The organism is Bacteroides sp. HF-4919, assembly GCF_018860125.1.
This window is the reverse complement of the sequence record NZ_JAHKNF010000004.1, coordinates 345,453-357,740: the sequence shown is the minus strand read 5'-3', so window position 1 is coordinate 357,740 and position 12,288 is coordinate 345,453. Positions and strand designations below refer to the sequence as shown.

Annotated in this window: 12 protein-coding genes; 10 read left to right on the top strand and 2 right to left on the bottom strand. The window is 42.6% G+C overall.

Features of this window, described 5'->3' with window-relative positions; genetic code table 11:
* From KO473_RS09605 to KO473_RS09590, 4 genes are all read left to right on the top strand, one after another.
* Positions 1-471 (top strand): NfeD family protein, encoded by a 471-nt coding sequence (locus KO473_RS09605; protein WP_101603466.1) that lies wholly within the window; start codon positions 1-3, stop codon positions 469-471.
* A 25-nt stretch (positions 472-496) separates the two neighbouring features.
* Positions 497-1,498, top strand: a complete 1,002-nt coding sequence (gene floA / locus KO473_RS09600; protein ID WP_005807912.1) for a flotillin-like protein FloA — start codon at positions 497-499, stop codon at positions 1,496-1,498.
* Positions 1,499-1,627: 129 nt separating this feature from the next.
* Positions 1,628-2,506, top strand: coding sequence for a nucleoside phosphorylase (locus KO473_RS09595; RefSeq protein ID WP_005807914.1), 879 nt, complete (start codon positions 1,628-1,630; stop codon positions 2,504-2,506).
* Positions 2,506-3,033 carry a 3'-5' exonuclease gene (locus KO473_RS09590; RefSeq protein WP_005782630.1) on the top strand — a complete coding sequence of 176 codons (528 nt, stop codon included), beginning with the start codon at positions 2,506-2,508 and terminating at the stop codon, positions 3,031-3,033. The genes KO473_RS09595 and KO473_RS09590 overlap by 1 nt, the downstream gene beginning before the upstream one ends.
* Here the strand turns inward: KO473_RS09590 and KO473_RS09585 are convergent.
* Positions 3,017-3,667, bottom strand: coding sequence for an NAD(P)-dependent oxidoreductase (locus tag KO473_RS09585; RefSeq protein WP_005782631.1), 651 nt, complete (start codon positions 3,665-3,667; stop codon positions 3,017-3,019). The genes KO473_RS09590 and KO473_RS09585 overlap by 17 nt on opposite strands.
* A 78-nt stretch (positions 3,668-3,745) precedes the next feature.
* Positions 3,746-5,665 carry an ATP-binding protein gene (locus KO473_RS09580; RefSeq protein WP_005821434.1) on the bottom strand — a complete coding sequence of 640 codons (1,920 nt, stop codon included), beginning with the start codon at positions 5,663-5,665 and terminating at the stop codon, positions 3,746-3,748.
* Positions 5,666-5,786: 121 nt separating this feature from the next.
* On the opposite strand from KO473_RS09580, the gene mnmE reads away from it, so the two are divergent.
* The 6 genes from mnmE (at position 5,787) to KO473_RS09550 (ending at position 12,119) form a co-directional block, all read left to right on the top strand.
* Positions 5,787-7,184, top strand: coding sequence for a tRNA uridine-5-carboxymethylaminomethyl(34) synthesis GTPase MnmE (mnmE, locus tag KO473_RS09575; RefSeq protein WP_005821435.1), 1,398 nt, complete (start codon positions 5,787-5,789; stop codon positions 7,182-7,184).
* Positions 7,185-7,445: 261 nt separating this feature from the next.
* Positions 7,446-8,324, top strand: coding sequence for a helix-turn-helix domain-containing protein (locus KO473_RS09570; RefSeq protein ID WP_010992345.1), 879 nt, complete (start codon positions 7,446-7,448; stop codon positions 8,322-8,324).
* A gap of 117 nt (positions 8,325-8,441) precedes the next feature.
* Positions 8,442-9,557, top strand: coding sequence for a site-specific integrase (locus KO473_RS09565; RefSeq protein ID WP_022276607.1), 1,116 nt, complete (start codon positions 8,442-8,444; stop codon positions 9,555-9,557).
* 169 nt (positions 9,558-9,726) lie between these two features.
* Entirely contained in the window at positions 9,727-10,572 is an 846-nt protein-coding gene (locus KO473_RS09560; RefSeq protein ID WP_032587045.1) for a membrane protein, read from the top strand.
* A 99-nt stretch (positions 10,573-10,671) separates the two neighbouring features.
* Entirely contained in the window at positions 10,672-11,046 is a 375-nt protein-coding gene (locus KO473_RS09555; RefSeq protein ID WP_032587042.1) for a helix-turn-helix domain-containing protein, read from the top strand.
* A gap of 2 nt (positions 11,047-11,048) precedes the next feature.
* Positions 11,049-12,119 (top strand): AAA family ATPase, encoded by a 1,071-nt coding sequence (locus KO473_RS09550; RefSeq protein WP_057097644.1) that lies wholly within the window; start codon positions 11,049-11,051, stop codon positions 12,117-12,119.
* Positions 12,120-12,288 lie beyond the last annotated feature (169 nt).

The following is a 12,288-nucleotide window of genomic DNA, read 5'->3' as shown; positions in this document are numbered from 1 at the left end:
ATGGATGTACTGATCATCATTGCATTGATTGTTGCAGCAGTAATACTCTTTTTAGTTGAACTGTTTGTGATTCCGGGTATCAGCCTTGCCGGTATTTCGGCTTTGGTTTGCATCATCTATGCCAACTATTACGCTTTTGCCAATCTGGGGACAGGGGCGGGATTCACAACACTTATCATTTCAGGAGTCGCCTGCATCGGTTCGCTTGTCTGGTTTATGCGATCGAAAACTCTGGATAAGCTCGCATTGAAGAAAGATATAACATCCAAAATAGACCGAAGTGCTGCCGAAAAAGTAAAAGTGGGCGATACGGGTATCACAGTTACCCGCCTGGCTCAGATTGGCAATGCTGAAATCAATGGGAATATCATAGAAGTAAAATCAATGGATGGTTTACTGAATGAAAAAACTCCGATTATAGTCAATCGGATCACTGATGGAATAATCTTTGTCGAAAAACTAAAATCCTAATATTCATTTAAAATCAAGCACAATTATGAATGTCGAACCCATGTATCTGACTATCTTCTTGATAGCAGGAGGTATTATCTTCCTGGTTCTCTTCTTTCATTATGTACCTTTCTTCCTGTGGTTGTCAGCCAAAGTATCGGGAGTTAATATTTCACTGGTACAACTTTTCCTGATGCGTATCCGTAATGTTCCGCCCTACATCATCGTACCCGGTATGATCGAAGCACATAAAGCGGGATTGAGTAACATAACCCGTGACGAACTTGAAGCACACTATCTGGCAGGCGGTCATGTGGAACGGGTAGTTCATGCGCTGGTATCGGCATCAAAAGCCAATATTGAACTTCCATTCCAGATGGCTACTGCTATAGACCTCGCAGGTCGTGATGTTTTCGAAGCCGTACAGATGTCAGTTAATCCGAAAGTTATTGATACACCTCCCGTAACAGCTGTTGCCAAAGACGGTATCCAGTTGATAGCCAAAGCACGTGTGACGGTACGCGCCAATATCCGTCAATTGGTGGGTGGTGCCGGTGAAGATACAATCCTGGCACGTGTAGGCGAAGGTATCGTTTCGTCAATCGGTTCCTCTGAAAACCATAAGTCAGTACTTGAGAATCCTGATTCTATCTCAAAACTGGTACTACGCAAAGGACTCGATGCAGGTACTGCCTTTGAGATCCTCTCTATTGATATCGCCGATATCGATATAGGTAAGAATATTGGTGCTGCTCTACAGATAGACCAGGCAAATGCCGATAAGAATATTGCGCAAGCTAAAGCAGAAGAGCGTCGCGCAATGGCTGTGGCTACCGAACAGGAAATGAAAGCCAAAGCAGAAGAAGCCCGAGCTAATGTGATTCAAGCAGAAGCAGAAGTCCCCAAAGCCATGGCTGAAGCTTTCCGCAATGGAAATCTTGGTATTATGGATTATTATAAGATGAAAAACATCCAGGCTGACACCTCAATGCGTGAAAATATAGCTAAGCCGATTGGCGGATCTACCAGCAAACCACTGGGTGACTAAAGAGAAATCATTCACCACAAACTACACAGCATACCACAACTGACTGGAGAAGAATAATCTCTTAAAAAGAGTGGTTAATCTATGTAATTTGTGGTGAACTTATTTATAAAACTAAAACCTTTCAATAACATGAAAAAGTATTTTCCTTCCTCCGAATTAATCATTAATGAAGATGGTTCGGTATTTCATTTGCATGTAAAGCCGGAATGGTTGGCAGACAAAGTTATATTGGTAGGTGATCCCGGACGGGTGGCTCTCGTAGCTTCTCACTTCGAAAACAAAGAATGCGAAGTGGAAAGCCGCGAATTCAAGACAATAACCGGAACTTACAAAGGCAAGCGAATAACGGTCGTATCTACAGGTATCGGTTGCGACAACATCGACATTGTGATTAATGAACTGGATGCTCTGGCAAATATCGACTTTCAGACACGGGAAGAAAAAGAGCACCTTCGGTCATTGGAATTAGTCCGTATCGGTACTTGTGGGGGACTGCAACCCAATACACCGGTTGGAACTTTTGTCTGTTCCGAAAAATCAATCGGTTTTGATGGTCTGTTGAATTTTTATGCCGGACGCAATGCCGTTTGCGATCTTCCTTTTGAGCGGGCATTTCTAAACCACATGGGTTGGTCTGGCAATATATGCGCTCCTGCCCCTTATGTGATTGATGCCAATGCTGAATTGATTGACCGTATTGCTCAAGATGATATGGTACGTGGAGTTACCATTGCAGCGGGAGGTTTTTTCGGACCGCAAGGACGTGAACTTCGTGTTCCTTTGGCTGATCCCAACCAAAATGACAAAATCGAAAAGTTTGAATACAAGGGTTATAAAATAACTAACTTTGAAATGGAGAGTTCCGCTCTTGCCGGCCTCGGCAAGCTGATGGGACACAAAGCCATGACAGTCTGTATGGTTATAGCCAACCGTTTGATCAAAGAAGCGAATACGGGCTATAAAAATACCATCGATACATTAATAAAAACTGTTCTTGACCGAATCTGATGAATCTATCATTTGCCGCCATCGATTTCGAAACAGCCACAGGATACATGGAAAGTGCCTGTGCCGTAGGTATTGTCACCGTTACCGACGGAGAAATTACGGATGAATATTACAGCCTGATTCAACCACCGGAGAATGAATACTGGCGTGCAAATATCCTCGTACATGGAATAACCCCGGAAATGACGGAATCACTTCCGGGGTTTCATGCCATTTATCCTGAAATAAAAAAGCGGTTGCAAGGAAAAGTAGTAGTTGCACATAATGAGCAATTCGACCGTAATGTACTAAAACGCACCATGCGGATGTACAGACTGGACTATGACGAGCTATTACTTCCGGAACATTGGGAATGTACCTGCCGAATCTACCGTTCTTTGGGATATAAACCAGTCAATCTGAGTGCTTGCTGCGAACGGGAGGGAATTGAACTTAAGCACCACGAAGCCCTTTCCGACGCCCGGGGATGTGCAAAACTTTATCTTAATTATCTTGAGAGATACCGTCCGTTTAATACCCTATGGTGAAACGTTCCTGATGATGCTCCGGCTTTTCAAGTTCATCAACCATGGCAGCGGCATAATCTTCCACGGAAATATGACTGTTACCCACAATATCTACAATCATATCATCCTTACCCAGACGGTATCTTCCGGTACGTACTCCCGGAGCCATATCTGCTGCCGGTGAGAAGAAGACCCAATCAATCTCTTTTTCCTTCTTCAAGAAATCAAGGTAGAAATCACTTAAAGCCCTCACCCCGGGCAATATTTTTTCGGGAACTTCTCCCGAATCAACGAGACGAATACCCGGAGCAATAAACAATGAACCGGCCCCTCCCACCATTAAAAAACGGTTGACTCCAGCCTTTTTCACACCATCAATAATCGTTAGATAAACCTCAATGGTTTCCTTATATATATTAGGATTATTCCAACCCGGATTAAAAGCACTAATCACGGCATCGGCACCTTGACAAACTTCACAAACTTCATCTAATGAAGAGACATCGGCTCTCTTCACTTCCAGATTTTCATTCTCAATCTTAATTTTTTCAGGATGACGAACTACCGCCGTCACATGAAATCCACGGTTCAAAGCTTCATTTAGAATAGCCGAACCCACGAAGCCGCTGGCTCCGATTATCACAACTTTCTTCATAATTCAATTTATCTATATAGTATTATTTGTTTTCTACATAACACTCTATATCATAAATTGTTGCATCGAAAAACAGGCTTATCTTCCCTCCTGCAAATAAGCTCCGATAGTTTCTCTCAGCTTTTCCAGAGGATAAGGTTTCGCAATCACTTCGTTACACCCTGCTTCAATAGCCTGCTCCCCTTCCGGACAGAATGCATATGCTGTAACCGCAATAATCGGTATCTCTTGCGAAATTGCACGAATTTTAGTTGTCGCCTGAATACCATTCATCACCGGCATTCGGATATCCATCAGAATCAAATCGGGCTTCTCACGCATGAAACTTTTTACTGCTTCCTCTCCATTTGGCACCCAAAGAATTGTATATTCTTTCTTCAAAAAGGCATTAATCTGCAGATAACCGGACTCCACATCTTCCGCTATCAGTATCTTCTTCTGCCGGTTGCTCAGTCCCACAGTGACGGTTGCATTTCCTCTTTCCGCAACCGTTACTTTTTGCTCTTGCTTATTGGGCAGATAAAGAGTGAAAGTACTCCCTTTCTCAAGCTCGGATTCCACTTCGATCCGACCTCCTAACCGTTCCACAATACTTTTACAGATAGGTAAACCCAATCCTGTACCTTGTACAAAATCATTCAACTTCTCAAAACGGGTAAATATCAAAGGGAGCTTCTCTTTAGAAATGCCACAACCGGTATCTGCCACATAAAATTTCACCCATTCTTCCTCTTTTACAAGTCCAAAGGTGATGCTCCCCTCAATCGTATTTTTAATTGCATTCGATAAGAAATTAAACAATACCTGTGTTACACGATTTCTGTCCGTCGAAATCCAGATTTCATCTGATGGACGAATCACATTTAGTTCGACCCCTTTCTTCATTTTAAGACGGTGTACCTTATACACTTCATCTGCCAGCCCGCTTATTTCTGTCAACTGACAGTGCATTTCCGATTTACCAGACTCTATGCGTGACAAATCAAGAATATCATTGATCAGTTGCAGCAATAGATTACTATTCTGCTGGATAATCCCTAAATACTCCTCTTTCTCCTTTTCATCCTCAGTCAGAGCTATTATCTCCGAGAAACCGACAATCGCATTCAAAGGAGTACGTATTTCATGGCTCATATTAGCAAGGAACAGCGATTTCATCCGGTCTGCCTCTTCTGCCCGCCGTTTAGCATCAAGCAATTCTTGCGAGCGCTGTATCCGGTCACCTATATCATGAATCAGAGCTAATACCTTATTCCCCTCAAACGGAGCAATACGCGCCTGAAAATAATGTCTGCCGGTTTCTACATCTAAAGGATATTCTATTTCTTTCAGTTTTCCACTTTTCAAACATTCACGTATACTACTGATAAACAATTCGCTGACCTCCGCTGAATAAATAGATCTCCCATCTGCTCCTTTCAAGACTTCTACCGGATGTAATAGTTCCGTACCGGGTGCCATCAATACATCCGTGATAAAGAAATTATCATCAAAAATAAATATAAACTCAGGGAGTGCCTCAATAATTTTCCGGTTTCGCTCTTCAAGCTGTCTGATCTGCACTTCTTTTTCACAGCGTGAAGTAATATTGGCAGTATATGCTATAATTTTATCAGAACCATTCTCCTTATTCTTCTTATACGCAATGAAATTATCTTCAAGCCAAATTGTTTCTCCATGCTCTCCCAAGCAACGCACTACTATTTGAGAAGTCTTTGTATCCGACTCAAGCATGCGGTTAAAAGCTGTTTGATAAGAAGTAACATCATCCGGATGAGCAAACCGATAAAAGTCATTAATTTCTCTGAAAACAATTCCTGCTTCCTTTAAACCCAAGATACTAAGATATTCATCTGTAAAATTACATTCGCCCGTGGGAATATCGTATTCCCAGAATGCAATCTGATGTCCGGCCAAAACAGAAGTGATCTTCTGGTAATCCTCTTTTAATTTTTCAATATTCTCCATCCCCGAAAATGAATCTTTTGCGTGTCCCATAGCCATAAAATTTGTCTTGCTGTATGCGAGCAAAGATAAAATAATAAAGCATAACTTCTATCTGTTTACTCTGTTTTTTACAGAGAAAGCTCTATCTTTGCCACTCAAAATGAAATAGATAATGAATCAAGACACAATTTGCGCCATAGCAACCGCTCAAGGAGGAGCCATCGGAAGCATTCGTGTTTCCGGTCCTGAAGCAATAACCATCACCAGTCGTATTTTTACTCCGGCTAAACCCGGAAAGCTGCTGAGTGAACAAAAGCCTTATACGCTAACTTTCGGCCGAATTTATAACGGAGAAGAACTGATAGACGAGGTTCTCGTCAGCCTTTTCCGGGCCCCACATTCCTATACGGGGGAAGACAGTACTGAAATCACTTGTCACGGCTCATCCTATATTCTACAGCAAGTAATGCAATTGCTGATAAAAAACGGATGCCGTACTGCACAGCCGGGAGAATACACTCAACGAGCTTTCCTCAATGGTAAGATGGATTTAAGTCAGGCCGAAGCTGTAGCCGACCTAATAGCCTCATCTTCTGCCGCCACCCATCGTCTTGCTCTGAGTCAAATGCGTGGCGGATTTAGCAAGGAATTGGCAATATTGCGCGAGAAACTATTGAACTTCACATCAATGATTGAGCTGGAATTGGATTTCAGTGAAGAAGATGTGGAATTTGCCGACCGATCTGCCTTGCGCCAGTTAGCTGACGGAATTGAGAAGGTGATTGCACGCCTGGTAGACTCGTTCAGTGTAGGAAATGCTATAAAGAATGGTGTTCCGGTAGCTATTATCGGAGAAACCAATGCAGGAAAATCTACCTTACTTAATGTTCTGTTGAACGAAGATAAGGCAATTGTCAGTGACATTCACGGCACAACACGCGATGTCATTGAGGATACTGTAAATATAGGTGGTATCACTTTTCGCTTTATCGATACAGCCGGCATTCGGGAAACTAACGATATGATTGAAAGTCTGGGTATCGAACGAACTTTTCAAAAGCTCGATCAGGCAGAGATTGTACTATGGATAATTGATTCAGCAGACGCAATCTCACAGCTAAAACTACTCTCCGATAAGATTCTTCCTCGTTGTGAACACAAACAATTGATTTTAGTCTTTAATAAGGTAGAACTGATAAATGAAACTCAGAAAAATGAACTTACCTCACAACTTTCCGAGCATGTCGGTTCGGAAATAGAATCTATTTTTATTTCTGCGAAACAACGTCAGCACACGGATGAACTCCAACAAAAACTTATAGCAGCTGCCCATTTACCAACAGTCACACAGAATGATGTTATTGTAACGAATGTCCGTCATTACGAAGCGTTGACACGTGCATTGGATGCAATTCACCGGGTACAAGAAGGATTGGATGCAAATATTTCCGGGGATTTTCTTTCACAAGACATACGTGAATGTATTTTCCATTTATCCGATATAGTAGGGGAAGTGACCAATGATATGGTGCTACAGAATATATTTGCACATTTTTGCATCGGCAAATGATGGCTTGGAAACAGCCGTAACCAACTATAATCATTTAGAATAAAGTCGCTGTATATCAGCGACTTTTCTATTTTAACACTTTCCAGTCCGTATTTGGAGATAACGGTTTTTATCCATATTTTTCTATCATATTTCTACCGCGACAGAAATTCACGGTTAGCCCGAATGTCACAGTGACGCATTAGTTGACGTGTGTTGACAATGGTTTACATGTGTAGACAAAAAGGGAAATAAAAAAACAGAGAAAATGATATAGGAAATATGGAAGTAAAGAGAATTTGTCAATGGTGCGGAAAACCATTCATCGCACAGAAAACAACGACCTGTTATTGTAGCCCTCAATGCTCGAAGCGAGGTTACAAACATCGTATCAAGGAGCGCAAAATGGAACTGCGCCATATTCAAGAAATGCAGGAGCTGCGCTCCAGTCTGGAGAAGCAGGAATATTTCACTTTCTCGCAGGCTGCCCGATTGATGGGCGTAAGCCGTCAGTACATTTATAAATTAGTCAAAGAGGATAAACTTAGAGCATCCCGAATTAGCGGAAGAATGGCTTTGGTAAGGCGTGCAGACATAGAGTTAATGCTCAAAAGCAAACCTTACGAACGACTGGTTGCAAAAAACGACTTCAACATCTCCGAGTATTACACCGCCGAAGAGATTGCGGAAAAATATAAAGTCAACGCCAAATGGGTGTGGACTTACACACGGCAACATAAAGTGCCGAAGGTGAGAATACGCCAGTTCAACTATTACAGCAAGAAACATATCGATGCCGCCTTTGCCAAATACGAGGTGGATTCCGACCTTACCGAATGGTACACACCGGAAGAGATTCAGGAGAAGTACGGCATGACACGTGTCGCCATCCGTTCGCAAGTGTATCGGAACAACATTCCCTCCAAGAAAGAGCATGGGCAGATATTCTACTCAAAGCTCCACTTCGACCTCTCGAAGAGTTCCGAACAGGAGAGCAAGGCGGAATACTACACCGTCAAGGAGGCGATGGAGAAATTCAAACTCTCTCGTGATTCAGTTTACGGTATTCTGCAATTCCATCAGATCAACCGTGAGAAGAACGGACGATTCGTCAGATTCCTGAAAGTGGAGTTTGACCGGGTAATGGGTGTCCGCAAATAGTCTAATTTATGGCTATCCGTAAATTATTCAAAAAATTAATCCCTGCTGTAGGTAATCTGCATGATTACATTATAGAGTTTCGCCGACGAATTAATAATAACCATAAAATATAACATTATGCATGAATGCAAGACTGTGACATTAAGGACACGTCCGCTAAAAGGCAGGATGATGTCTTTCTATCTGGATTATTATCCGGGATATCGAGACAAAGAGACAATGAAAGTTATCCGTCATGAATCGCTTGGTATTTATATCTATGCCAATCCGAGAAACAAACGTGAACAGAATTTCAACGAGGTAATGACCGAGAAAGCCGAAGCTATCCGTTGCCGCAGGTTCGAGTCGGTAGTCAATGAACGGTATGACTTCTTTGACAAGTACAAACTCAAGGCAGACTTTCTGGAGTATTATCGCAAGCAGCTCCGTAAGCATGACCAGAAATGGGAGTTTGTCTATCTGCATTTCAATAACTTCGTACATGGCAAATGCACCTTTGAAGAGATTGACATCGACCTCTGTAACAAGTTTCGGGAATATCTGCTGAGTGCCAAGAAGCTAAGGCGTAATGGACGTATCACACGGAACTCCGCATCAGGATATTGGTCTACTTTCAGAGGTTTCCTGAAAATACTCTACCGTAATGGGATGATAAAGACCAATGTCAATGACTTCTTGGAAAAGATAGAGACAGAAGATGTAATGAAAGAGGCCCTGTCTGTTGAGGAACTGTACAAATTGGCCGAGACACCTTGTAAGAAGCCTATTCTGAAAACGGCATCGCTGTTTTCCTGTATGACCAGCTTGCGTATCAGTGATATTCTCTCGCTATGTTGGGAAGACATCGTGGACTATTCTGCCGGTGGGAAATGCGTACACATCATTACGCAGAAGAACAAAGCGGAAGACATCATTCCCATCAGCGAAGAAGCATTGGGATTGATAGGTTATAGTTCTGAAAAGAAAGGTTTGGTATTCAAGGGACTTATGCGTAGTTGGACGCAAATACCGATGAAAGAATGGATTCGTTCTGCCGGAATTACCAAGAACATAACATTTCATTCATACCGGAGAACATTTGCAACGCTACAAGCAGCTGCCGGGACGGACATCCGTACCATACAGAGCATCATGGCGCACAAGAGTATCACCACCACGCAAAGGTATATCAAAGTCGTGGATGCCAACAAACGTGAAGCCAGTAAGAAAATTACCCTGACACGACAAGACTGACAGCTGCTTTGTCCCCGATTTCTGCGGTCAGAGTATGATTTTAGGTGAAAAATCATACTCTGACCGTGATATTTAGCATGATACGTGGTAACTATCAATCTTTTTATTGCAACTATCTGGAATATCGATTATATCTTTAGCGCAAAACGATTCCAAATACTTGCAGACCATGACGAATAAAAAACAAATTCAGACTAAAAAGATAAGTTTTATCCTCGCACTGTCCGTTATCATTTATGCGGCCATAGACACTTATCTTTTCCTTTGCCATGACATCAATATCATGCGCATAACGACTCCTGTCATCCTTGAACTGGTAATAGCTATCATATTGTGCGGACTCCTGCACAAATTTTTCTATAAATGGCTGACAAAAAATCCTATCAACTTCTCTTTTGGCGAGCCATCTACCCCTATTGTAAAATCAGAGAACGCCATAGAATCTATGGATGCTACTGAAACACTGTCTATCGAGCAATCGATGGGTTTGGCTGAACAGGAGTGTCCTCCGTCCCAACAGTCAAATCAAAATACTGTAAACTCTGATTGTCCGCAAGATTCTCATTTGAATAAATATGATTCCATATTGGTGGAACTCAAAAAGAAAGAAATTGAAAGGCAAGCGGAAATTATGGATGCGATTCGGGAATACGTAACCGTCAAGACTGCCCCCTATCTCTCCAAAGAGGATATTGCCACCCTCATTTCCAATATAGAGCATATGGCTTACGGTCAACCTGAGTCATATAAACCGATTCGTTCCAATATAGACAATCCGCTGAGGTCGCCGGGGCTTCGCCATTTGGCATGGAATGTCGGTGAACGCTTGGGAGTGCCCTTAGCGAAAAGAGCCGTTTTTATCAAGAAATCATTTCCATACGAACTCGTAAACGCGACCCTTGAATATCTTAAACTTAATTTACGGGATAATGTCTCAAGCCAGATTCCCATTGATGTACCAGATAAAGGCGACTATCGCTTCCATTTAGATGTAGATAATGATGACTCGCAATAAAAAAAATATGCAGACGAAATAATTAATCCGGTCTGTATTGTTCTGCAAGGTTTCATTGAGTTGGTTCGCAGCATGTTAAACGATTAAAATAGTCATAATATGGAAAAAGACCAACTGACATTCAACGACCTGCCGACTGTGGTAGGCGAACTATGCGACAGAATCGCAAGTATGGAAATCCTGCTTACGGAGAAACTTTCCAAGCAGTACGAAACCAAAGAGAACACGCACGTCCCCATGACCGTACAGGAGGCTTGCAACTATCTTAAAATGCCGTTGTCGACCTTTTATTACAAGGTCAAGAAGGACGATATTCCGGTTATAAAACAAGGAAAGCATCTCTACATCTATCGTGACGAACTGGATAGATGGCTGGAATCTTCCCGGAAGAATCCAGTTCCGCAAAGTTTCGAGGACGAGAATGAGTCCTTGCTCGCCTCCCATCGCCGTAAACCGAACTCTAAAAACTGGTAGCGATGGAAAAGACGGACACTATTATTCTTTCTCCGGAAGAATTGGCCGCTTATATGGCGGAGTCAACAATAAGCGTAACAAGTACATACGAACACTCCCCGGTGATTCTGATGGTGGACGATACTGTTATCGGAACATTGGGAAACTTCAGCGCTTCCATCGGGAAAGCCAAAAGCAAGAAAACTTTCAACGTTTCAGCCATTGTCGCATCGGCATTGAGTGGCAGCACCGTTCTTCATTACCGGTCTATGTTCCCTGAGAATAAGCGGAAGATTCTATATATAGACACAGAGCAGGGGCGGTATCATTGCCAACAGGTATTGAAACGCATCTTACGTTTGGCCGACTTGCCGGAATACAAGAATCCGGATAATCTGATTATGCTGGCTCTGCGCAAGTTTTCCCCTAAACTACGTCTGGCGATAGTCGAACAGGCCATTGGCACAATACCGGATTTGGGATTGGTCATCATAGATGGCATTCGTGATTTCCTTTACGACATCAATTCCTCCAGCGAATCCACCGACATCATCTCCAAATTCATGCAGTGGACGGATGACAGGCAAATCCATATCCATACCGTCTTGCATCAGAACAAGAATGATGAACATGCCCGTGGTCACATCGGCACGGAACTCAACAACAAAGCAGAAACCATCATGCAGGTCGAAGTGGACAAAGAGGACAAGACTGTAAGCGTGGTCGAAGCCGTCCATATCCGTGACCGTGAGTTTGAGCCTTTCGCCTTCCGCATAAACGAGGAAGCCATGCCCGAACCAGTAGAGTCCTATCTGCCAAAAGAGAAGAAGACCGGACGACCAACCAAAGGACCGTTCGATCCAGACAAGGAGATTCCAAAGAATGTACATCGTCCAGCATTGGATGCCGTTTTTGCCAATGGCAACATCAACAATTACGATGATTATATAGAACGCTTGAAAGAGGGTTACGGATTACAGGGTATAAAACTCGGTTATAACAAGGCGGTAAAGGTCGCAACATTGCTCAGCGACAAACAAATGGTTATAAAAGAAGGGAAAGATTATGCCTTCAATCCAGAATACCATTATTGAGTTCAACTTTACTTTATTGTTGGGGCGTATATATAAGAATAAAGCAAAGTCGGAGGAAGACATCATGTGAGATATTCATATTCTCCCCTCTTTTAGAGGCTAGTATCATCCTATGTTTCCTATCCGAGTGCCAGTTCACTATACGCAACCGATATGGCTTGCCGTGAAG